The organism is Paeniglutamicibacter sp. GQ140 (assembly GCF_059759235.1).
Map to the genome: position 1 here is coordinate 1 of NZ_JCAXDW010000012.1, position 21,048 is coordinate 21,048.

18 protein-coding genes are annotated in these 21,048 nt (G+C 68.2%); 11 read left to right on the forward strand and 7 right to left on the reverse strand.

The window, feature by feature from the left end; all coding sequences use genetic code 11:
• Positions 1-89: 89 nt before the first annotated feature.
• A complete protein-coding gene (locus AC6CHY_RS15450) occupies positions 90-1,055 on the reverse strand; it encodes an asparaginase (RefSeq protein ID WP_217390793.1) in 966 nt (321 codons plus the stop codon).
• Complete coding sequence (locus tag AC6CHY_RS15455; RefSeq protein WP_498227283.1) at positions 1,052-1,759, reverse strand: FadR/GntR family transcriptional regulator; 708 nt, start codon at positions 1,757-1,759, stop codon at positions 1,052-1,054. The genes AC6CHY_RS15450 and AC6CHY_RS15455 overlap by 4 nt, the downstream gene beginning before the upstream one ends.
• A gap of 425 nt (positions 1,760-2,184) precedes the next feature.
• On the opposite strand from AC6CHY_RS15455, the gene AC6CHY_RS15460 reads away from it, so the two are divergent.
• The 5 genes from AC6CHY_RS15460 (at position 2,185) to AC6CHY_RS15480 (ending at position 8,540) form a co-directional block, all read left to right on the forward strand.
• Positions 2,185-3,429, forward strand: a complete 1,245-nt coding sequence (locus AC6CHY_RS15460) for an amidohydrolase (protein WP_336245168.1) — start codon at positions 2,185-2,187, stop codon at positions 3,427-3,429.
• 3 nt (positions 3,430-3,432) lie between these two features.
• Positions 3,433-4,971, forward strand: a complete 1,539-nt coding sequence (locus AC6CHY_RS15465; protein WP_217390791.1) for an MFS transporter — start codon at positions 3,433-3,435, stop codon at positions 4,969-4,971.
• Positions 4,972-5,213: 242 nt separating this feature from the next.
• Positions 5,214-6,842: an MDR family MFS transporter gene (locus tag AC6CHY_RS15470; RefSeq protein ID WP_498227374.1), complete on the forward strand. Its 1,629-nt coding sequence runs from the start codon at positions 5,214-5,216 to the stop codon at positions 6,840-6,842.
• A gap of 1 nt (position 6,843) precedes the next feature.
• Positions 6,844-7,332, forward strand: a complete 489-nt coding sequence (locus tag AC6CHY_RS15475; RefSeq protein ID WP_498227284.1) for a MarR family winged helix-turn-helix transcriptional regulator — start codon at positions 6,844-6,846, stop codon at positions 7,330-7,332.
• A gap of 134 nt (positions 7,333-7,466) precedes the next feature.
• Entirely contained in the window at positions 7,467-8,540 is a 1,074-nt protein-coding gene (locus AC6CHY_RS15480) for a maleylacetate reductase (protein ID WP_217390789.1), read from the forward strand.
• Positions 8,541-8,543: 3 nt separating this feature from the next.
• Here the strand turns inward: AC6CHY_RS15480 and AC6CHY_RS15485 are convergent, their stop codons facing one another.
• The gene (locus AC6CHY_RS15485) at positions 8,544-9,467 is read right to left on the reverse strand and encodes an EamA family transporter (protein ID WP_498227285.1); all 924 of its coding nucleotides are present in this window, start codon (positions 9,465-9,467) and stop codon (positions 8,544-8,546) included.
• Between the two features lie 85 nt (positions 9,468-9,552).
• Between AC6CHY_RS15485 and AC6CHY_RS15490 the strand changes: the two genes are divergently transcribed.
• Positions 9,553-10,494, forward strand: a complete 942-nt coding sequence (locus tag AC6CHY_RS15490) for a LysR family transcriptional regulator (RefSeq protein WP_498227286.1) — start codon at positions 9,553-9,555, stop codon at positions 10,492-10,494.
• Positions 10,495-10,550: 56 nt separating this feature from the next.
• Here AC6CHY_RS15490 and AC6CHY_RS15495 read toward each other — a convergent pair whose 3' ends face one another.
• The gene (locus AC6CHY_RS15495) at positions 10,551-11,858 is read right to left on the reverse strand and encodes an MFS transporter (RefSeq protein WP_217390787.1); all 1,308 of its coding nucleotides are present in this window, start codon (positions 11,856-11,858) and stop codon (positions 10,551-10,553) included.
• Between the two features lie 24 nt (positions 11,859-11,882).
• Complete coding sequence (locus AC6CHY_RS15500; RefSeq protein ID WP_498227287.1) at positions 11,883-13,298, reverse strand: M20 family metallopeptidase; 1,416 nt, start codon at positions 13,296-13,298, stop codon at positions 11,883-11,885.
• A gap of 130 nt (positions 13,299-13,428) precedes the next feature.
• On the opposite strand from AC6CHY_RS15500, the gene AC6CHY_RS15505 reads away from it, so the two are divergent.
• Positions 13,429-14,319, forward strand: coding sequence for a LysR family transcriptional regulator (locus tag AC6CHY_RS15505; protein ID WP_498227375.1), 891 nt, complete (start codon positions 13,429-13,431; stop codon positions 14,317-14,319).
• Positions 14,320-14,345: 26 nt separating this feature from the next.
• Here AC6CHY_RS15505 and AC6CHY_RS15510 read toward each other — a convergent pair whose 3' ends face one another.
• Positions 14,346-15,065, reverse strand: a complete 720-nt coding sequence (locus AC6CHY_RS15510; RefSeq protein ID WP_217390784.1) for a FadR/GntR family transcriptional regulator — start codon at positions 15,063-15,065, stop codon at positions 14,346-14,348.
• A gap of 117 nt (positions 15,066-15,182) precedes the next feature.
• Here AC6CHY_RS15510 and AC6CHY_RS15515 point away from each other — a divergent pair, with 117 nt between their 5' ends.
• The 4 genes from AC6CHY_RS15515 to AC6CHY_RS15530 all read left to right on the forward strand — a co-directional run bounded on the left by AC6CHY_RS15515 (position 15,183) and on the right by AC6CHY_RS15530 (position 20,654).
• Complete coding sequence (locus AC6CHY_RS15515; protein WP_217390783.1) at positions 15,183-16,547, forward strand: SLC13 family permease; 1,365 nt, start codon at positions 15,183-15,185, stop codon at positions 16,545-16,547.
• Positions 16,548-16,593: 46 nt separating this feature from the next.
• Complete coding sequence (locus AC6CHY_RS15520) at positions 16,594-17,826, forward strand: CaiB/BaiF CoA transferase family protein (RefSeq protein WP_498227288.1); 1,233 nt, start codon at positions 16,594-16,596, stop codon at positions 17,824-17,826.
• A gap of 26 nt (positions 17,827-17,852) precedes the next feature.
• Positions 17,853-19,334 carry a carboxyl transferase domain-containing protein gene (locus tag AC6CHY_RS15525; protein ID WP_498227376.1) on the forward strand — a complete coding sequence of 494 codons (1,482 nt, stop codon included), beginning with the start codon at positions 17,853-17,855 and terminating at the stop codon, positions 19,332-19,334.
• 123 nt (positions 19,335-19,457) lie between these two features.
• Positions 19,458-20,654, forward strand: coding sequence for a siderophore-interacting protein (locus AC6CHY_RS15530; protein ID WP_498227289.1), 1,197 nt, complete (start codon positions 19,458-19,460; stop codon positions 20,652-20,654).
• On the opposite strand, the gene AC6CHY_RS15535 is transcribed toward AC6CHY_RS15530, so the two are convergent.
• Complete coding sequence (locus AC6CHY_RS15535; protein WP_254456391.1) at positions 20,651-20,998, reverse strand: monooxygenase; 348 nt, start codon at positions 20,996-20,998, stop codon at positions 20,651-20,653. The two genes, AC6CHY_RS15530 and AC6CHY_RS15535, sit on opposite strands and share 4 nt — an antisense overlap.
• Between the last annotated feature and the right edge of the window lie 50 nt (positions 20,999-21,048).

A 21,048-nucleotide genomic window follows, 5' to 3' on the forward strand; every position in this document is an offset into this window, starting at 1 on the left:
GGGTGGCGGTGAGGCGGATGTGCAGGGGGTGGAAGTTTTTGGGCGCGCGCCAGCAACCGCGGGCTTGCGTGAAGCGGGTGGACGGGGCGCTAGGGGAAGGGCAGCCCGGCCAGCGTGCCGACGGGATTTCCGCCGCCGAGCACGGGCAGGTTGTCGAATGCGGCCAGCTTGGCCGGATCCAGTCCCAGGGCCAGCAACGCGGGGACGGCGGCGGGCATCCGGGCCCGGTCGCCTCCGTCGGAGATCTTCAGCGCCACGGCCGAGCCGTCGGGCAGGGCGATGAGCTGGATGCCCTCGAACCCGTCCTTGGCCAGCACCCCGGGGAAGGTTTCCATCAGCGCGGTGACGTCGCGTCCGAGGCCGGCAACCATCTCCGGGTGGGTGCGCATGGCGTTCGCGACCTGGTGCTCGGCGGTGCCAGCGGGTGCGGTCACGAGTGTCCCGAAGGCCCGGGCCATGGAAGCCAGGGAGAGGGCGAAGACCTCCGTGCCGCAGCCGTCGGTGCTCACCACGGTGGTCGGTTCTCCAGTGAGCTCGGCGACGACCTCGCGGATGAGGGTGGGCAGCGGGTGGTCGTGCCGCAGGTAGGTCTCGGTGTCCCAGCCGTTGAGCAGGCAGGTGGCCAGCATCGCGGCGTGCTTGCCCGAGCAGTTCTGCGCCAAGTGGGTGGGACCGTTGCCCGCCTCGATCCATTCCCGGCGCTCGGCCACTCCGTAGGGCAGGTCGGTGGAGTTGCGCAGCGCGCCGGGTTCCAGCCCGGCGTCGGCGAGGATCTTCGCGGCCAGGTCGCGGTGGTCGGCGGAGCCCGAATGGCTGGCGGAGGCCAGTGCCAGCTGCTCGGCGGAGAGCTGCAGTCCGGCGCGCACCATGGCCACGGCCATCAGCGGCTTCAGGGCCGAGCGCGGATAGATCGGGGCCGTCGGCTCGCCGCGCGTCAGCACGGTCCGGCCGGCTGCGTCCAGGGCTACCAGCGATCCGTAGTGGACGCTTTCCACCAGCTCGCCGCGGGTTTGCACGGCCAGCGGGGCGTGGGCCGGGAAGGTGGGAGTGCTCATGCGGTTTCCGCTCCAAGGATCGTGGTCAGTGCTTCGTCGACCGCGGCCAGGTGACCGGCCATGGCCTTGCCCGCCGCGGCGCCGTCGCGCGCCTCGATGGCGGCGAGGATCTCGCGGTGTTCGGCGTGCGAGGGGTGCTGGCGTCCGGTGATGAGGTTGATGGTCTCTGACTGGTTGACCATGGCCTCGCGGATGTCGCCCACAACCCGCTCAAAGACCCCGTTGCCGCTGGCCGCGGCGATCGTGGCATGGAAGCTTGCGTCGAGGGCCACCCAGCGCTCGGCGTCGTCCTCGTCCTCCATGGCCTCGATGATGCCGCGCAGCTCCTCGAGCTGGTCGGGGGTGGCGCGGGTGGCGGCGAGTTCCGCCGCGGGGATCTCGATGTGCGGGCGCGCTTCCATGAGGCTGCGCGCGGAGAACTTGCCCAGCACCAGGTCGTCGCTGGCCTTGCCCGCGATGACAAAGGTTCCCTTGCCGGTGTGCGTCTCGGTGAGGCCAAGGGCGGCGCAGGAGCGCAGTGCCTCGCGAACGACCGAACGGCTGACGGCGAATTTTCCGGCGAGCACCGACTCGGAGCTCAGCTTGTGCCCCACGGGCAGCTCCCCGGACTCGATGGCATCGCGGATGGCCGTGAATACGGCCTCGGCCGCGCTGACCCGGACGACGGGCTGCGGTCCGGCCGTCCGGCTGTCTGACAGGTTCATGTGTTGAACTATGTCACTCCTCACAAAGTGCTGTCAAGACGCCGATCGGGCACCCCCACATGGCCCATTCCCGCTCGTCGCCGGGGCTGCCCCAAACGCCCCGGTCAACCCGTGGATTTCATTGCCGTCCCACTTGCAATTGCGGCCACGGCCCCGTTTTTCCGGGCGCACAGGGATGCCCCGGCCGAGGGCCGTCGCGGCGGGACGGCCTGTGCCCCCGCCCCCTCGAGCGGCGCCGCTTCCGGGCCGGGACAACCTCGGCGCCCGGCAACCACTTGCGCACCGGGCACCGAACTGTGCATGAATTCCGCGTCATGACATGGACACCGGATGACCTGCGGCGATACGTTGTTTAACTGGATCCGCAGCCAGGGTATCGGCATCCCGCAGTGCCCGTGCGTGGCCGAAACGGAAAGGCGATCCCCGTGGTTGACCCCGCACTTTTTGACTCCCTGGACGGCCAGCTTGAATGGCAGCGAGAGCTATACAAGCACTTCCACCGCAACCCGGAGCTCGGCCTTCAGGAGCACCAGACCGCCGCACGCCTCGAGACCGAGCTCGCGGCCCTGGGCTACGACGTGCAGCGCATCGGCGGGACCGGGGTGGTCGGGGTGCTGGCCAACGGCGAGGGTCCCGTGGTCTTGGCCCGGGCCGACACCGACGCACTTCCGGTCACGGAGGACACGGGACTGGAATACTCCTCCACCGTGGACGGCGTCATGCACGCCTGCGGCCACGACATGCACATGGCCACGCTGCTGGGCGCCGCAAAGGTGCTGGCCGACCACCGCGAGGCCTGGTCAGGCACGCACATCGCCCTCTTCCAGCCCGCCGAGGAAACCGCCGCCGGCGCGAAGGCGATGGTTGCCGACGGCCTGGTGGACAAGGTGCCGCGCCCGGACGTGGCACTGGCCCAGCACGTCATGCCGGTGGAGGCCGGACTCGTCGGCACCACCGCCGGGCCGATCCTCTCCGCCGGCGACAGCCTGAAAATCACCGTCCACGGCCGCGGTGCCCACGGTTCGATGCCGCACAACGCGGTGGACCCCGTGGTGCTGGCCGCCTCGATCGTGCTGAAGCTGCAGACCATCGTGTCGCGCGAAACCATGCCCGGGCAGTTCGCGGTGGTGACCGTCGGATCCTCCAACGCGGGGACAGCGGCCAACATCATTCCGGCCAAGGCCGAGCTGCGCCTGAACATCCGCACCTACGACCTCGCGCTGCGCAAGCACATCATGGCCTCCATCGAGCGGATCGTGCGCGGCGAATGCGCCGCCGCCGGCTCGCCCAAGGAACCCGAGTTCGAGTACTACGACCAGTTCCCGCTAACCGAGAACGACGCGGAGGTGAACGAGCGCGTGACAACGGCCTTCACCGGGCACTTCCCCGACGGGCAGGTCTACCAGGCCACCCCGGCCACCGCCTCGGAGGACTTCAGCACCATCCCCGACGCGTTCGGCGTCCCCTATGCCTACTGGACCGTCGGATACGTCCCGGCCGAGGCGTATCGCAAGGCCGTCGAGAACGGGAGCGTGTCCGCTGACATCCCGGCGAACCACTCCCCCTTCTTTGCCCCCGCCATCGACCCCACGCTGGAAACCGCCACACGCACCCAGGTGCTCGCAGCCCTTGCCTACCTGGGCAAAAACCAACAAAGCAAGGAAGGCTAGGCCATGGGAACCACAGCAAACGCACCCGCCGCCACCACCTGGAAGCCAACCGACAAGTGGCTGCTGGGCATCGTCCTGGCCGTCATCAACTTCTGGCTTTTTGCCCAGACGCTGCTCAACGTCATCCCCGGCATCCGCGGCCAGCTCGGCGTCGAGGAAACCCTGGCGAACCTGGCCGTGTCGGTCACCTCGCTGTTCTCGGGAATCTTCATCGTCGTGGCCGGCGGCCTGGCCGACCGGCTCGGCCGCGTCAAGATCCTCTACGCAGGCATCTGGCTGTCCATCGCCGGATCGCTGCTGATCGCCCTGACCCCGGAAAACCTGGGCGGAATCACCAGCACCATGCTGCTGGGCGGGCGGGTGGTCCAGGGCCTGTCCGCGGCCTGCATCATGCCCTCCTCGATGGCCTTGGTAAAGACCTTCTATGAGGGCAAGGCCCGGCAGCGCGCCCTGTCCTTCTGGTCGATCGGCTCCTGGGGCGGGTCCGGATTCTGTTCGCTCTTCGGCGGGCTGATGGCCACCAGCGCACTGGGCTGGCGCTCGATCTTCTGGATCTCCGTGGTCCTCTCGATCCTGGCCCTGTGGCTGCTGCGCGGCACCCCCGAGTCCAGGGCCGAGCGCGATCCGGCCGCGGCCGAGCAGGGCTTTGACTGGGGCGGGCTGGCGGCCTTCATCGTGCTGCTGGTCTCGATCAACATCTACATCTCGCAGGGTCCGGCGCTGGGCTGGCTGAGCCTGGGCGGACTGGGTCTGATCGCCCTGGCCGCGGTCTCCGGTCTGGTCTTCCTGTACATCGAGACGCACCGCGCGGGCGCGTTCGTGAACCTGAAGCTGTTCTCCAATGGCACCTTCACCGGAGCCACGCTGTCCAACTTCCTGCTCAACGGTGCGGCAGGCACGCTGATCGTGTCCCTGGGACTGGTGCAGATCGCCGCCGGAATGAGCTCCCTGCAGTCGGGCCTGCTCACCCTGGGCTACCTCATCGCAATCCTGGCCACGATCCGGGTGGGCGAAAAGCTGCTGCAGCGCTTCGGGCCGAAAAAGCCGATGCTGTGGGGCTCGATGATCACAGGCGTCGGCATCCTGATGTGCTCGATGACGTTCCTGTACATCGACCAGTACATCGTGCTTTCCGTCATCGGATTCACCCTCTTCGGGGTGGGCCTTGGTTTCTATGCCACCCCGTCCACCGACGCGGCCCTTTCCAATGTCCCCGACGCGCAGGTGGGTGCCGCCTCCGGCATCTACAAGATGGCTTCCTCGCTGGGCAACGCGATCGGCGTCGCGATTTCCGCGGCTCTTTACGTCGCGGGGCAGGCTGTCAATCCGGAACTCATCCAGTCCTGGGGCCTGTTCATCGGCCGGCAGGACAACGTGGCGTTGCGCTTCGGCGGTGCCATCGGCCTGCTGTTCAACGTGCTGATGGTGGTCATCGCCATCGCCGCGATCATCGTCACCGTTCCGGCCGAACCCAAGGACCGGGTGCCGGAGCCCGAACCCAAGGAGCCGCACGACGTCGCCCCCCCGGCGTTCGGCAACTAGGCAGAGCCCCGCGACAGCGGGTTTGAGGGGCCGGGACATGGCCATGTCCCGGCCCCTCGTGCGTTTCGACGAGCCGGACGGGCACTTCGAGCGAGCTTCAGATCACAGCTAAATTGGTTGCTCTTTGGCAACCAATTCAATATAGTTGATATCAATCAACCATATTCCTGCTGTTTTTGGAGCCCCTTTTGTCCCAGACACCCACCCCCACGAAGGCGGAACCGGAGAAGTCCGAATCGGGCATGACCCACCGCCAGGTGATGCAATCACTGACCGGCCTACTCATGGGCATGTTCGTTTCGATCCTCGCCGGAACCGTGGTCTCCACCTCTCTTCCGGTCATCGTTTCGGACCTGGCCGGCGACCAGACCTCCTACACCTGGGTCGTCACCGCGACCCTGCTGGCCACCACGATCTCGACCCCGATCTGGGGCAAGCTGGCGGACCTGGCCAACCGCAAGCTGCTGCTGCAGCTCTCCCTGCTGGTCTTCGTGATCGCCTCGGCCATCGCCGGCTTCTCGCAGGACACCAACATGCTCATCACCATGCGCGTGTTCCAGGGCCTGGGCGCCGGCGGCCTGACCGCGCTGACCCAGATCGTCATGGCCGACATCATCTCCCCGCGCGAACGCGGCAAGTACATGGGCCTCTTCGGTGCCGTCATGGCGCTGGGCACCGTGGGCGGCCCGCTGATCGGCGGCTTCATCACCGACGCCATCAACTGGCGCTGGAACTTCTTCATCGCCCTGCCCTTTGCGGCCATCGCGATCTTCCTGATCCAGAAGACGCTTCACCTCCCTCTCCAGGCCAAGCGCAAGGTCTCCATCGACTACGCGGGCATCGTGCTGCTTTCCGCCGGCGTCTCGTCGCTGCTGATCTGGGTCTCCCTGGCCGGCAAGGACTTCGACTGGGCCTCGGCCACCTCCGCCTGGATGGTCGGCGGCGCCGTCGTCGCCCTGGCCGCCTTCGTGATCGTGGAGTTCAAGGCCTCCGAGCCGATCATCCCGCTGAGCATGTTCAGGAACCGCACCTTCACCCTCTCGGTCATCGCCTCGATCTCCGTGGGCGTGTCGATGTTCGGCACCTCGGTCTTCCTGGCCCAGTACATGCAGCTCGCCCGCGGCGCCAACGCCACCCAATCCGGGCTGATGACCATCCCGATGATGGCCGGCCTGCTGGTCATCTCCACCATTGCCGGCGCGATGATCTCCAAGCACGGCAAGTGGAAGGCCATCATGGTCATCGGCTCGGTGCTGCAGCTGGCGGGCCTCTACCTGCTGGGCACCATCCACTACGACACCAACTTCGTCTTGGTTTCCGCCTACATGTTCCTCCTCGGCGCGGGCCTGGGCATGGTCATGCAGAACCTCGTGCTGATCGTGCAGAACGCCGTCACCCCGGCCGAGATCGGCGTTGCCTCCTCCGGCATCGCGTTCTTCCGCTCCCTGGGCGGCACCATCGGCGTCTCGGTCCTCGGGGCCCTGATGGCCACCAAGGTCGCGGACTTGATGGGCGCCAAGAGCGCCGAACTGGGCGCCGCGATCGCGGCCCTGGGCGAGAAGGGCAAGGACCTGGCCGCGTCACTGGCCTCCGGGAACATCCCTGCCGTCCACTCCCTGCCCGAGTCGGTCCGCACCATCATCGAGTCCTCCTACGGCGACGCCGTGGCCCACGTCTTCATGGTGGCTGCCCCGCTGAGCATCCTGACCATCCTCGCGGTGGCCTTCATGCCCAACCTGGAGCTGGGCAGCCAGACCCGCCACCAGCGCGAGGAAGCCGAGGCCGCGGAGCGGAACCTGGCCGAGGTCAGCGAGGCCGCCATCGCGGCGACCCCGCGACCGGCCGGCGAAGACACCTCGGCCCGCCACTGACATGAACGCCCTGGCCGATCCCCTCGCCGTCGCGGAATCCGCACCGGCCGGCGACCCCGTCATGACTTCACTGATCGACGAGGTCGAGCACCAATTCGCGACGATGTTCGTCAACGCCCGCAACAGCATCCGCTCCCGTGCCGCGGCCATCCACCCGGAACTGCATCCGCTGGGTTTCAAGGTCCTCACGATCCTCTCCCGCTCCGGCCCCCGGCAGCAGGGCGCCCTGGCCGAGGAGACGGAGGCGGACAAGGCGATGATGAGCCGGACCATCAAGCAGCTCGAGGCCCTGGGCCTGGTGGAGAGGAGCATCGACCCGAACGACGGCCGTGCCCTGCTGGTTGCCATGACCACCGAGGCCCTGGCGCGCTTCGACGCAACGCTGGCCAATGCCCGCCGGGTCCTGCACGACCGGCTCGCGGAATGGGAACCGGGCGAGGTCCGCCGCTTTACCGACCTGCTGGCCAAGCTGAACGACTCGAGCCTCTAGCCTCCTCCCCACCCATGTGGTCCCTGGTCCCGAAATGAAGATCTTCCGGGGCCGGGGACCACATGCGTATCGGGTAGCGTTTCAGTCAGCGCCACCGGTCCCCCGCACGGGATCCCGAACCAAGGAATGCCTCCATGGGAATGCTCTTCAGCCACGACACCCTGCCCCAGCGCGTGCTCTTCGGCACCGGCAAGGCCGCCGAACACCTGGCCGCGGAGGTGGCGGGGTTTGGTGCCTCGCGGGTCATGATGATCGCCGGGCGACGCGACGCCGACACGGCTGCAGGCCTTTCGGCCCGACTCCCGGTTGCCCTGCACTATTCCGACATCGTCCAGCACGTGCCGATCGCCAGCGCGGCACGTGCCCGCGCCGCCGCCCGGGAGCACCGCGCCGACCTGCTGGTGTGCCTCGGCGGCGGGTCGGCCGTTGGACTTGCCAAGGCCATCGCCCTGGACACCGGATTGCCCGTCATCGCCATCCCCACCACCTATGCCGGCTCCGAGGCCACCAACGTCTGGGGCCTGACCGAGGACGGCCGCAAGAAGACCGGTGTCGACGCCCGGGTGCTGCCCGCCACCGTCATCTACGATGCGCAGCTCAGTCTCTCGCTGCCCGCGGGGCTCTCGGTCGCCTCGGGGCTGAACGCCATGGCGCACTGCATCGATTCGCTGTGGGGGCCGCGCGCCGACCCGATCAATGCGGCACTCGCCACCGAGGGAATCCGCGCCCTGGCCGCCGGGCTGCCCGCGATCACCGATAACCCGGCGGGAATCGAGGGCCGCGAGCAGGCACTCTACGGCGCCTACCTCTCGGCGGTGGCCTTCGCTTCGGCGGGTTCGGGCCTGCACCACAAGATCTGCCACGTGCTGGGAGGAACCTGGAACATGCCACACGCCCAGACCCACGCCACGGTGCTGCTCTACGTCCTGGCGTTCAATGCACCGGCCGCGCCCGAGGCCGAGTCCCGCATTGCAGCGGCCTTGGGCAGCTCCACGGCACTCGAGGGACTCAATGCCTTGCGCACCCGGCTAAATGCGCCGCGTGCGTTGAAGGACCACGGATTCGACGCGGCTGACATCCCCGAGGCGGTTTCGCTCATTCTTCCGGTCGTCCCGGCCAACAACCCGAGGACCGTCACCGCGGAAAACCTGACGGAACTGCTCACCGCGGCCCTCCACGGCACCGACCCGGCAAACCCGACCGGCTGACGGCTACCGGGGCGATTGCGCGGCGGCGACCGCCGGGGGCGCATGGCCAATCGTCGGCACGGGCTTCACCGGGTCGCGCCTGCCGGTGCGCGTGGCGCCTATTCCGGCAACGATGACCAGCACGATGCCCGCGATCGCCGCCGGGCGCGGGACCTGGTGCAGGAAGATTAGCCCGACAACCATGGCAATGGCCGGCTCCAGGCACATCAATGTCCCGAACGCCGCGGTGGTCAACCTGCGCAGGGCCAGCAGCTCGAGACTGAACGGGATCACCGGCAGCAGCAGCGCGAGCGCCAGCCCGATCGCCAACACCTGCACGTCCATCCGCCCGATCACCTCCGGCCCCACCACCAGCGTGGCGGCCAGTGCCGCGACGGGCATCGAAATGGCCAGCGCGCCGATCCCGTCGACGGCGTCCCCGGCACGCTGGGTGAGCAGGACGTAGAGGGCCCAGCAGCCGGCACCGGCCAGGGCGAAAAGCACCCCGGCCAGGTCCGCCGCACCGTGCCACGGTTCGGTCAGCCCGAGCACGCCGGCGGCCGCGACCAGCGCCCACCAGCGGCCGGCTCCCCGGCCCTGGACGATGGCCACGGCCAGCGGGCCCATGAATTCCAGCGCGCTCGCGGTGCCCAGCGGGATCGTCTCCACCGCCTTCATGAAAGCCAGCGTCATGCCCGCGGTGGCCAGGCCCAGCAGGGCGCAGACCCCCAGCGTGGCCCGGGTGAACCGCATGCGCCACGGGCGGGCAATGGCCACCAGGATGACGGCGGCCCAGGCCAGGCGCAGCCAGGCGACGCCCTCGGATCCCAGGGTTCCGGCGAGCCCGATCGACGCGGCGAGGCCCAGCTGGACGCAGCCCATTGCGGCAAACGCCATCAAGGAGCCGACGGAGGCGGACGTGGCGGCGGGTGCGGGTGTGGGACTCATGGTTTCAAGTAGATCCGAGACGGGCTGTCCATGTCCACGCGAGAATCATCAACATATCGTTCGTTATTACTGCACAATGGTTGTCATGGAAACCCGGCGCCTGCAATACCTCTACGAGCTCTCCCGCATGGGATCGATGCGCGGGGTGGCGGACATCCTGGGCACCACGACCTCGACCGTCTCCCAGCAGATCGCACAACTGTCCCGGGAGACCGGGGCCCGGCTGCTGGAGCCCGATGGACGCGGGGTGCGCCTCACCCCGGCCGGACGCCGACTGGCCGAACACGCGCAAACCATCCTCGCCGCCGTCGACGCCGCCCGGCTCGACCTGGACTCCGGGGCCGAACCCTCCGGAACGCTGCGCGTGGCCGGATTCGCCACCGCGATCCGACGGACGCTGATGCCGGTCATCGAGGAACTGGCCGAGCAGCATCCCCGGGTGCGCATCGTGGTGCTCGAGCACGAGCCGGCGGAGGCGCTGAAGCTGCTGGCCACCGACGACCTCGACCTGGCCCTGACCTACGACTACAACCTCGCCCCGGACGAGGTGGGCGCTGATGTCGAAACCCTGCCGCTGTGGAGCACCGCGTGGGGGCTGGGCGTGCCGACCGCCGAGGCGCAACGGTTCGCAGCCGGTGGCCGGATGCCTGACGCCGCGGCGGTCTTCTCCGCCTTCCGGGAGCGCGACTGGATCGGGAACTCCCGCAACATCGCCGACGAAACCGTGCTGCGGCTCATCTCCTCGATGGCCGGGTTCGAGCCTGCCCTGCGCCACCAGTCCGACAGCCTTGACCTGGTCGAGGACCTGATCCTCGCGGGCCTGGGCGTGGGCCTGCTTCCGGCCGACCGCCCGCAGCGGGAAGGGATCGGTATCCTGCCGCTGCACCACCCGGACCTGCAGCTGCGCGCCTTCGCCCGAACCCGCCGGGGACGCAGCGCCTGGCCGGCCCTGGCGCTGGTTCTCGAGCGGCTGCGCAACAGCTACGCGCCTACCCTCCCCCAAGGTATCCGCGGTTGCCGTGCCTAACGCGTGGCAGGGCCCCCTCCCGGGGACCCTGCCACGCGTGCCGAGGCAACGCCGTGTCAGCGAACCCCGCGGAACTTCACGGCGGAGGCAAGGGCAACGATGCTGACGCCGGCCAGCACCGCCAGGTAGTAGCTCGGTGCCATCGCCTGTCCCGTGGCCTCGATCAGGTAGGCGCAGATCATCGGCGTGAATCCACCGAACACCGCCACCGCGGTGTTGTAGCTGAACGACAGGCCGGTCGCTCGGGTCTTGGCCGGGAAGACATCCGCCATGACCGAGGGCAGGGCGCCGAAGTAGACGGACTTCAACAGGCCGAGAACCACCATGACCAGTGCCAGCACCAGGAACGTGCGGCCCGCAATGAGCCACATGAACAGCGGAATGGTCAGCACCGCGATCGCGATCGCCGCCGGAACCATGATCCGGATCCGCCCGAACCTGTCGGAAAGGTGCCCGACCAGCGGGGTGAGGAAGGTCAGGATGACGCCGGTGAGGATCAGCGAGGTGAAGGAAATCGACGGGCTGATCCCCAGCTGCTTGATGCCGAAGGTCGGCATGTACTGGATGACGAAGTTCAGCGCGGTGGAGATCGCCAGGGCGCCGCCGGCCATGAGGACGCCGGCCTTCTGCGAGACGAAGACATCGCGCACCGGGGTGTGCTTTTCCTCCGGCGCCACCTCGGCCAGCGGCGCCTCGTCCACGTAGCGGCGGATCATCCAGCCGGCCGGTCCCACCAGCAGGCCAATGATGAAGGGGATCCGCCAGGCCCAGGCGTTCATCTCGGCCTCGCTGAACACCGAGGTCAGGATGACCACGGTGATGGCGGCCATCAATGCTCCCAGGCCCTGGCTGGCAAATTGGAAGCTGCCCAGGAATCCACGTCTTCCCTCGCCCTGCGCAATGAGGTACGAGGTGGCAGCCCCGAACTCGCCGCCGGCCGAGAAGCCCTGGATGAGCCGGCCCAGGATCAGGCCGATCGGCGCGAGGATGCCGATGGCGTCATAGCCGGGCATGAAGGCGATCACGGCGGTTCCCAGCACCATCAACCGGATGGTGAGCATCAGGCCCTTTTTCATGCCGTGGCGATCAGCGTACGAACCGAGAATCAATCCGCCCAGCGGGCGGATCAGGTAGGAGACCCCGAAGACCGCGAAGGCCTGGATCACCTCGACCGCGGGGTTGTCCGAGGGGAAGAAGTTGTGGCCGATGTAGATCGCCAACAGGGCGTAGATCGACATGTCGTACCACTCGAGGGCATTGCCGATCGTGGCGGCGGCGATGCCGCGGGCCATGGACTGCTTGCGGGGCGCCGGGGCGCCCGCCGTTTGCGGGACTGCTGCGATCTGGTTCTGACTGCGGTTCATGGGAATTCCCCTCGGGAGGCGGTGTCAGGCGTTGGCGGTGAGGACCCGGGGCGTGAACGGGCTGTTGGCGCGGACCCCCAGGTCGTGGAAGAGACCGCACATGAGCTGCAGTCCCTGGCGGGCGATCGGTTCGAGCATGTGTTCGTTCGGGGCGTGCTGGAGGCAGCCGGGGTACGAATGCGGGATCCAGAGGGTTGGCAGGCCAAGGATCGATTCGAAGACGGCGTTGGGCAGCGAACCGCCGATGTTGGGCAGGATGGTCGTCGGCAGGCCGGTGCTTTCACGCAGGGATTCGGCGGCCCAGGAAACCCACGGGTCATCGGGTTCGATCCTGCTTGCCGGGAAACTGGTCAGCACCTTGGCCCTGACCGTTGGGAAGCCGTGTTCGTCGAGCTCGCGCTGCACCTGGCCCTCGAGGTCCTGCACGTCGGTGCCCACGACGAAACGCAGCTGCAGAATGGCACGCGCGGTGCCGGGGATGGCGTTGACGGGGTTTTGCGGATCCGCCGCGCCCATGGCCAACACCTCGAGGGTGTTCCACCCGTAGACGCGTTCGGCCGGGGTCAAGCCCGGGTCCCCCCAGCCCGCATCCACGCTCGGGTCGTTCGGACCCGTGGCAACCTGGATGCCATCCAGTGCGCTGCGGACCGCGGCGGGCAGGGCGGAAGGAAGCAATGCGGGGAGCCTGATCCTGCCGTGTCCGTCGACCAGCACGCCAATGGCGGCGGCCAGGGTGGTGGCGGGATTGCGGATCAGTCCGCCCCAGTTCCCGGAGTGGTAGCTCTCCTCGCGCAGGTCGGCGGTGAGTTCGAAGGTGACCCCGCCGCGGGCCCCGAGGAAAATGGTCGGGGCCTCGGCCGAGAGCCGGGGTCCGTCCGAGGCGATGAAGACATCGGCGGCAAGCTCCTCGCGGTGGGCATCGGCGAACTCCGCCAGGTCCGGGGAACCGATTTCCTCTCCGGATTCGAAGAGGAACACGGCGTTGAACCCGAGGCTCCCGTGCGCCTCCAGCAGGAATTCCAGGGCCTTGAGGTTGACCAGGTGCTGGCCCTTGTTGTCCGCCGAGCCGCGCCCGTACCAGCGTTCGCCGGCGGCACTGAGGGTGAATGGATCCCTGCCTTCGTCCCATTGGCCTTCGTGTCCGTCGACCACGTCGGCGTGGCCGTAGCAGAGCATGGTCGGAAGATCCGGGTCCTCGATCCGGCGTCCGACAAGGAAGCTGTTGGCCCCGCCGTTCCACTCCGGGTGGATCCGGGTATCAAAGCCCAACTGTTGGAGCCTGGGAGCAATCTTGTCGGCGAGGTATGAATTCAGTTCAAGGCTGTTGGCCGAGTTCGTGCTGACGGTGCGATGCCGGACCAAGGCCGCCAGCTCCGAGAAGAATCCGCCGCCATCGACAAAAGACGCCGCCTTCTTCAAGAGTTCCTTGCGATTGTTCATGGCCGCACATCCTTTGGGTTGTTGTATCGTGAATCACACTAAGAGCTGCAGCGGTCATCCACCAGTAGCATTTTTCGCAACCCCGTTGACTTGAAGTCAAACCGGATGAAATGAGAATCGAATCGTGCAGATGCTGCCCACGTCCCTGGTCTACTTCCATGAGGTGGCCCGCACCGGCTCAATCACCGATGCGGCCGAAGCGCAGCACGTCTCGGCCTCGGCCATCAGCCGGCAAATCACCCAGCTTGAGCACTCCACCGGGGTCGCGCTGTTCCGCCGCCACCCGCGCGGAATGCAGCTGACCGATGCAGGCGTGCTCCTGCTTGCCCACACCCGCCGCAGCGAGGCGGAGGCCGAGGAACTGCTGGGCGAATTGCGCGAACAGGCCTCGGGGAAGCAGCGGACGCTGGAAATCGTCAGCTCGGAGGGCCTGGCCGCCTATCGGGTGCCGTCGGCCATCGCCGCATTCTGCCGCGAACACCAGGACGTGTCGATCCAGCTCACGGTGCTTCCGTCACCGGAGGCAACGCGCCGCATCGTCGATGGCAGTGCAGACGTGGCCATGATCTTCGCCCTGGGCCCGCAGCGCGACGTCACCGTGGAATTCTCCTGCCCGGCACCGGCCTACGCGGTGGTCGCCGCGGGCCATCCCCTGGCCGCGCACGCCAAGGTCTCGCTGGCCGAGCTCTGCCAATACCCGCTCTCGCTTCCCGCCAAGGGCATCAGCCAGCGGGAACTGTTCGACATTGCCGCCCAGATGGAGGGACTGGTCCCGCGGATCGCGATGGTCACCGACCACATCAATCCGGCCATGGAGTTCGCCCGCTCCGGCGTCGGGGCAACGCTGCTGAGCCATTTTGCCCGGCGGGAGGGACTCACCGACGGGCTGTGCTTCATTCCCGTGGACCACCCGGCACTCGGCGAGCGCCGGGCACAGATCCTCACCATGCCCAGGCGCCGGCAATCGGCATTGGCCGCGGCATTCATCCAAACGATGACCCAGGTCCTGCTCGAGGACTAACCAGCGGCCGCGGGCCGTCGGGGCCGCTACTTCAGCAGCGCGACGTCGGACACCAGGTCGATGTGTGCCTGCATGGCGGCGGCCGCGGCCGCCGCATCGCCGTCCTTGATCGCCCGGGCGATGACCTGGTGCGATTCAAGCGAGCGCTCCGGCCGGCCGGGCTGCCCGAGCGACTCCAACCTGGTCTCGAGCACCATTTCGGCAATGAAGGTCATGAGCTGGGCCAGCACGCGCGAATGCGCGGCGGCGGTGACCGCCTCGTGGAAGAGCTCGTCGCCGCGCTCGCCGCGGCCGCCCTCCGCAATCTCCCGCGCCATGACCTTCAGGGCCTCGTCGATGCGGTCGAGGTCCTCGTCGGTGCGCCGCTCGGCGGCCAGGGCGGCAAGCTTCACCTCCAGGGTGCTGCGCGCCTCCACGATCTCGGGAAGCCTGTTTTGGTGTTCCCGCAGGTCGCGCAGGACGGTCGCGATACTCGGCCGGTAGACCAGCACCGCCCCGGTCCCGTGCTGCACGTCAATGACACCCAGGACCTCCAGCGCCACCAGCGCCTGGGCGAGCGTGGCGCGCGAGACTCCCAGTTGCTCGGCCAGATCCCGCTCCGCCGGCAGGTGGTCGCCGGGGCCCAATTGCTCGGACTCGACGTAGCCGAGAATCTGCTTCATCAATTGCTCATAGAGCCGCGGACGCGCAACCTTGCCCAGCGATGCAGGCTTTTCCCGAGCCACGATAGACCTCCCAGCATTCATGTACTAGCTCCAATCTACACCGGACTCCCATTGACAAAGACACCTACTGTCTAGGAGGCTAGTCCAGTGTCATCGTGACTCGACTCACACCATTGGCCTTGAACAAAGGAAGCGCATATGTCCCCCGCCGTTATTTCCATCATCGTCTTGGCGGTGATGTTCTTGATTGCCACGGTGCTCCCGATCAACATGGGGGCACTGGCATTTGTTGGCGCGTTCCTCCTGGGCGCGGTCTTCCTGGGAATGGACTCCAAGGAAATCCTGGCCAGCTTCCCCGGAGGCTTGTTCCTCACCCTGGTGGGAGTCACCTATCTCTTTGCCATAGCCCAGAACAACGGGACCATCGACCTGCTGATCAACAGGGCGGTGAAACTTGTCGACAACCGCATCGCCCTGATCCCGTGGGTCATGTTCATCATCACCGCCGCCATCACCTCGGTGGGCGCCCTGGGCCCGGCGGCCGTGGCCATCATGGCCCCCATCGGCCTCAGCTTCGCCGCCAAGTACAAGATCAATCCGTTGATGATGGGCATGCTCATCGTCCACGGCGCGCAGGCCGGCGGGTTCTCACCGATTGCCGTCTACGGAGTCATCGTCAACGGGCTCATCGCCGAAACCGGCTTTGCCTTCAGCCCCACCGCGCTCTTCCTCTCCAGCTTCATCTTCAACCTCCTCATTGCACTGGTGCTCTTCATCGTCCTGGGCGGCAGGAAGCTCGCAGGCTCCAGGGCCGGGCAGCTGGCCGAACGCGTCGCCGAGGCCCGCTTGCAGGTCTCGGTCGGGGCCCGCACCGCGGACGTGGACTTCAAGGGTTCGGGCAGCGGCACCTACGGCCCCCGCGACCCGGCCGGCGACGGAGCCTCCGCCACCAAGCCGTCCCAGGAACGCTTCCCCCAGGTCATGACGATCCTGGGACTCGTCGCGCTGGCGGTCATCGCCCTGGGCTTCAAGGTCGATGTCGGCTTCGTGTCCATCACCATTGCCGTGATCCTGGCGCTGGTGAATCCCAAGGCACAAAAGGGAGCTGTCAACAAGATCAGCTGGTCCACCGTGCTGCTGATCTGCGGAATGCTCACCTTTGTCGGGGTCCTCGAGGAAGCCGGAACCATCGAGTACGTCTCCGACGGCGTCGCGAACATGGGCATGCCGCTGCTTGCGGCGCTCATGATCTGCTACATCGGCGCGGTGGTCTCGGCCTTCGCCTCGTCCACCGCGATCCTTGCGGCACTCATTCCCCTGGCGGTCCCGTTCCTCGATTCCGGTTCCGTCAGCGCCGTGGGCGTGGTCTGCGCCCTGGCGATCGCCTCCACCATCGTGGATGTCTCGCCGTTCTCCACCAACGGCGCACTTGTGCTGGCCAACGCCCCCGAGGGCACCGACAAGGACCGCTTCTACAAGCAGATCCTTGGCTACGGCGGCATCGTCGTCGCGGTCGGACCGCTGCTGGCCTGGCTCACCCTGGTCGTGCCCGGCTGGCTCTAACCGCCCTTCCCTTCTCCCCCTTCGCCACCAGTTACAAGGAGTCTTCGTGAGCACCACCGCGTACAAGACGCTGCCAACCGTTCCCTCCACAATCACCGGACCGCTGAGCGGCTACACCGTGCTGGACCTGACCCGCGCCCTGGCCGGCCCGCATGCGGGCATGATGATGGGAGACCTCGGCGCCCGCGTCATCAAGGTCGAGACGCCCGGGACCGGGGACGACACCCGTAGCTGGGGTCCCCCGTTCGTGGGACCCGAGGAGGACCCGCAGGCCACCTACTTCCTCTCCTGCAACCGCAACAAGGAATCCATCGCCCTTGACCTCAAGAGCACGGATGGCAGGGACACGCTGTCCCGGCTCATCGAGCGCTCCGACGTGCTGATGGAGAACTTCCGCACCGGCGTCCTGGAACGCCTGGGATTCGGCATCGACGCCCTGCACGAGCTCAACCCCCGGCTGGTCATCCTCTCGATCACCGGGTTCGGCCACGACGGCCCCGAATCGCACCGCAGCGGATACGACCAGATCCTGCAGGGCGAGGCGGGCCTGATGTCCCTGACCGGGTCCGGCCCCGACGACCCGCAGCGCGTGGGCGTTCCCATCGCCGACCTGCTCTCGGGAATGTACGGGGCATACGGCGCCCTCGCGGCCCTGCTGGAGCGCGAAAAGACCGGGAAGGGGCAGGTGGTCCGCACCTCCCTGCTGGCGGCCATCGTCGGGGTCCATGCCTTCCAGGGAACCCGGGCCACCGTGGCGGGTCAGGTCCCCCGCGCCCAGGGCAACCACCACCCGTCCATCGCCCCCTACGGGCTGTTTGGTTGCCGCAACGGCAAGGTCCAGATCAGCGTGGGCAGCCAGAAGCTGTGGCTCACCTTCGCCGCGGCCTTTGGGATCGACGGCACGCGCGCGGAATTCGCCACGAATGCCGACCGCGTCAAAAACCACGCGCTGCTGCTGGCCGAGATCGAGGCGGCCTTCGCCAGCCACGAGCCGGCGGACCTGCTGGCGAACCTGGATGCCGCCGGCATCCCCGCCGGCAAGGTCCGCACGCTGGACGAGGTCTATGCGTGGGACCAGGTCGCCGCGCAGGGCCTGCTGGTGGATGTCGAACACCCGGTGCTGGGCAAGATCACCCTGCCCGGCCCGCCGCTGCGCTTCTTCGACCCGGCCACCGAGGCCGAGACCACCCGGAGGAGCCACACCGCGCCGCCGTTGCTGGACGCCGATGCCCAGTCCATCCTGACCTGGTTGGACGGGGAAGCGCAGGTGGCGCGGTGAACGCCACGGACGTGAAGGAAAAGCGCATGACGGCGGCCGAACTCCTCGACACGGTGCTTGACCCCGGATCGTTCACCTCGTGGGACATCCCGGTCAGGCCCCCGCCCCTCGGCGCCGAATACGCCGCGGACCTCGCCGCCGCCGAGGCCAAGAGCGGCGTGGACGAATCGGTGCTCACCGGCGAGGGCCTGATCCGCGGCCGCAAGGTGGCGGTCATCGTCTCGGAATTCAGGTTCCTGGCCGGCTCCATCGGCCAGGCCGCGACCAAGCGCATCACCTCGGCCATCGAGCGCGCCACCGCCGAGGGATTGCCGCTGCTGGCCGGGCCTGCCTCCGGGGGAACCCGCATGCAGGAGGGTACCCTGGCCTTCCTCGGGATGGTCGCCATCACCGATGCGGTGCGCCGGCACAAGGAAAGCGGGCTGCCCTATCTGGTCTACCTGCGCCACCCCACCACCGGCGGGGTCATGGCCTCCTGGGGGTCCCTCGGGCACGTGACCGTCGCCGAGCCCGGCGCCCTGCTCGGGTTCCTGGGACCGCGGGTGTTCGAGACCCTCAACGGCGTGAAGTTTCCACCCAACGTCCAGGTGGCGGAGAACCTCTACCGCAAGGGGCTCATCGACGCCGTCGTGACCCCGCAGGAGTTGCCGGCGATCATCGACCGCGCCCTGCGGATCCTCCTGCCCGCCCGGGAGCGGGGCACTGCGGTGGCGCCCGAGGTGCATTCGGGCACCCCGGGCGACGCGTCCGCCTGGGAGTCCATCCTGATCAGCCGCAACCCCCGGCGCCCCGACCTGCGCATGCTGCTGGCGGCCGGGGCCGACGACGCGCTGCCGCTCAACGGCACCGGCCAGGGGGAAAATGACCCGGGGCTGGGCCTGGCGCTGGCCAGGTTCGGGCAGCAGTCATGCGTCGTGCTGGGCCACCAGCGCCCGCGGCACGCCGACACCCCTGCCATGGGACCCGCCTCCCTGCGCGAGGCCCGGCGCGGCATGCAGCTTGCCGCGGAACTCCAGCTGCCGCTGCTGACCATCATCGACACCGCCGGGGCAGCGTTGTCCAAGGAAGCGGAGGAGGGCGGACTCGCCGGGGAAATCGCGCGCTCGCTCAACGAGCTCATTGGCCTGAAGGCGCCCTCGGTGTCGGTGCTGCTGGGCCAGGGAACCGGCGGCGGGGCCCTCGCGCTGCTGCCCGCCGACCGGATCATCGCGGCCCGGCATTCCTGGCTCTCTCCCCTGCCCCCCGAAGGCGCCAGCGCCATCATCCACCGCACCGCCGAATTCGCCCCGGGGGTGGCGGCAGCGCAGGGCGTGGAGGTTGCCTCGCTCGCACGCATCGGACTCGTCGACCACGTGGTGGACGAGAAGCCGGATGCCGCGCTGGAGCCGCGGGAGTTCTGCACCCGGATGGGCCTGGCCATCGAGCGGGAATTGGCCAATGCCCGCTCGATCCCGGAAGACGAGCGCCTGGCCAGGCGCCGGGCGAAGTTCCGGACCCTGGGCAGCTGAGGCCGGGGGGCGCACCAGGTCCCCATCCGGGGCCGGGCGCCCGCTTGTGTCCACCCCGCATTCGGGCCAGACTCGAGGTACCGGCGAAGCCCCACGCACGCGCCGGCCGGAAGGAGCCACGACATGTCGCACCACAAGAAGCGCCGCAAGCCCTGCCCGGAGGCCGAGTCCCTGGCCACCGAGCATGCCCGTGTCTTTGAGGCCGCGGTGGAGGCCGGTCGGCGGGCCGGGCGCAAGGCGGCGAAGAGGAAGCTGAAGCGCGCGGCCAGGCATGGAGGGCTACAGCTCTCCAAGCCATTGCGCGAATCCGTGCTTCGCGACGCGGAGAAGGCCGGAGGCCGGGCCGCCTACGCGGCCGCGACCAAGGCACTGCGCCGGGCCGGTTCCCGGATGGCTCTGGCGCCGGCTCCCGGACACGCCGCAGCTGACTTCGGTTCGCCGACCGGTGCGGGGCCCGCCGCCGGAGCGGTGGCTGCTCCGCCGCGGCGCATGCCCGGATCGCAGGTCGTCATGGACGTCCTGCGCGTGGAACGGCCCAGCCGCAGCATGGTGCGCATCGTCGCCGGCGGGGAGGGCTTCGACGACTTCGAATCCAATGGCGCGGCCGACCAGTACGTCAAGCTGTACTTCACGAATCCCTCCCTGGGGCTGCTGCCGCCCTACGACTTGCGTTCGCTGCGCAAGTCGCTGCGTCGCGAGGACTTCCCGGCCTCCCGTTCCTACACGATCCGCCGCCACGACCCGGTGGCCCGGGAACTGGCCATCGAATTCTTCATCCACGAGCCCGCCGGGCCTGCCGCCGCCTGGGCCGCGGCAGCGCAGCCCGGCGACCAGCTGGTGCTCTCCAGGCCCAAGGGCAAGTTCCGTCCCGACCCGAAGGCCGAGCAGCACCTCTACGCGGCAGACGACACCGGGATCCCGGCCATCGCCGCGGCGCTGGAAAGGCTGCCGCGCACGGCATCGGGGCGGGTCTTCCTGGAGGTGGACGGCCCGGAGGACGAACAGGAGTTCGACCTTCCGCTGCACATGGAACTCACCTGGCTCCACCGCAACGGCGAGCCCGCGGCCAGCAGCAACCTGCTGTCCGACGCGCTGCGGGACATCCCGGCCCCGCATGGACGTGTGGAGGTCCTGGCGCTGGGCGGGCGCGACGCGGTGCGCGACATCCGCAAACTGGCCTCGCATTGGGACATCGAACAGCGCCGCATCCACGTTTCCAGCTACTGGACCGCGCGCCGCCCCGGGCGAACGTGGCCCGTGCAAGCCGCCGCGGGGCCCCGGCTCGAGGCCGGGCAGCGAAGGGACGGAACGGACGACTAGGCCGAAGGTAGTCCCCGGGTGATCTGCGACAGGGATCGGTTCACCTGGAAGACCTTCCCGCGGATGCCGGTGATCCCCCATCCTGCCAGCCGCGCGCTGTGCATCGCCAGATAGGCCCGGGCGTCTTCCTCCGTGGTGAACAAGTAGATTCCCCCGGCCTCACCCGTCTCGCTGTTCTCGGTCCACAGCTTCCAGATCAGGCCGGGTTCCTGTGCGATGCTGTGGGCCAGCTCGGCATAGCCTTTGGCCATGTCCTCCCCAAAGGGCCCGTCCGAGGGGAAGTCGACCTGGACCAGCCACAAGTTCTCCCCCGCAGGGAGTGCGTCCATGTTTGTATCAGTCATTGTTTTCTTTGCCTTTCATCGTTGCGGGCACGAGGCGCCGCGGTTGAATT

What these genes read in the sequence shown, in the direction of transcription:
- AC6CHY_RS15450 (WP_217390793.1), bottom strand. Translation starts at nt 1,055, where the DNA reads ATGAGCACTCCCACCTTCCCGGCCCACGCCCCGCTGGCCGTGCAAACC.
- AC6CHY_RS15455 (WP_498227283.1), bottom strand. Translation starts at nt 1,759, where the DNA reads ATGAACCTGTCAGACAGCCGGACGGCCGGACCGCAGCCCGTCGTCCGG.
- AC6CHY_RS15465 (WP_217390791.1), top strand. Translation starts at nt 3,433, where the DNA reads ATGGGAACCACAGCAAACGCACCCGCCGCCACCACCTGGAAGCCAACC.
- AC6CHY_RS15470 (WP_498227374.1), top strand. Translation starts at nt 5,214, where the DNA reads ATGACCCACCGCCAGGTGATGCAATCACTGACCGGCCTACTCATGGGC.
- AC6CHY_RS15475 (WP_498227284.1), top strand. Translation starts at nt 6,844, where the DNA reads ATGAACGCCCTGGCCGATCCCCTCGCCGTCGCGGAATCCGCACCGGCC.
- AC6CHY_RS15480 (WP_217390789.1), top strand. Translation starts at nt 7,467, where the DNA reads ATGGGAATGCTCTTCAGCCACGACACCCTGCCCCAGCGCGTGCTCTTC.
- AC6CHY_RS15485 (WP_498227285.1), bottom strand. Translation starts at nt 9,467, where the DNA reads ATGAGTCCCACACCCGCACCCGCCGCCACGTCCGCCTCCGTCGGCTCC.
- AC6CHY_RS15490 (WP_498227286.1), top strand. Translation starts at nt 9,553, where the DNA reads ATGGAAACCCGGCGCCTGCAATACCTCTACGAGCTCTCCCGCATGGGA.
- AC6CHY_RS15495 (WP_217390787.1), bottom strand. Translation starts at nt 11,858, where the DNA reads ATGAACCGCAGTCAGAACCAGATCGCAGCAGTCCCGCAAACGGCGGGC.
- AC6CHY_RS15500 (WP_498227287.1), bottom strand. Translation starts at nt 13,298, where the DNA reads ATGAACAATCGCAAGGAACTCTTGAAGAAGGCGGCGTCTTTTGTCGAT.
- AC6CHY_RS15505 (WP_498227375.1), top strand. Translation starts at nt 13,429, where the DNA reads ATGCTGCCCACGTCCCTGGTCTACTTCCATGAGGTGGCCCGCACCGGC.
- AC6CHY_RS15510 (WP_217390784.1), bottom strand. Translation starts at nt 15,065, where the DNA reads ATGAATGCTGGGAGGTCTATCGTGGCTCGGGAAAAGCCTGCATCGCTG.
- AC6CHY_RS15515 (WP_217390783.1), top strand. Translation starts at nt 15,183, where the DNA reads ATGTCCCCCGCCGTTATTTCCATCATCGTCTTGGCGGTGATGTTCTTG.
- AC6CHY_RS15525 (WP_498227376.1), top strand. Translation starts at nt 17,853, where the DNA reads ATGACGGCGGCCGAACTCCTCGACACGGTGCTTGACCCCGGATCGTTC.
- AC6CHY_RS15530 (WP_498227289.1), top strand. Translation starts at nt 19,458, where the DNA reads ATGTCGCACCACAAGAAGCGCCGCAAGCCCTGCCCGGAGGCCGAGTCC.
- AC6CHY_RS15535 (WP_254456391.1), bottom strand. Translation starts at nt 20,998, where the DNA reads ATGACTGATACAAACATGGACGCACTCCCTGCGGGGGAGAACTTGTGG.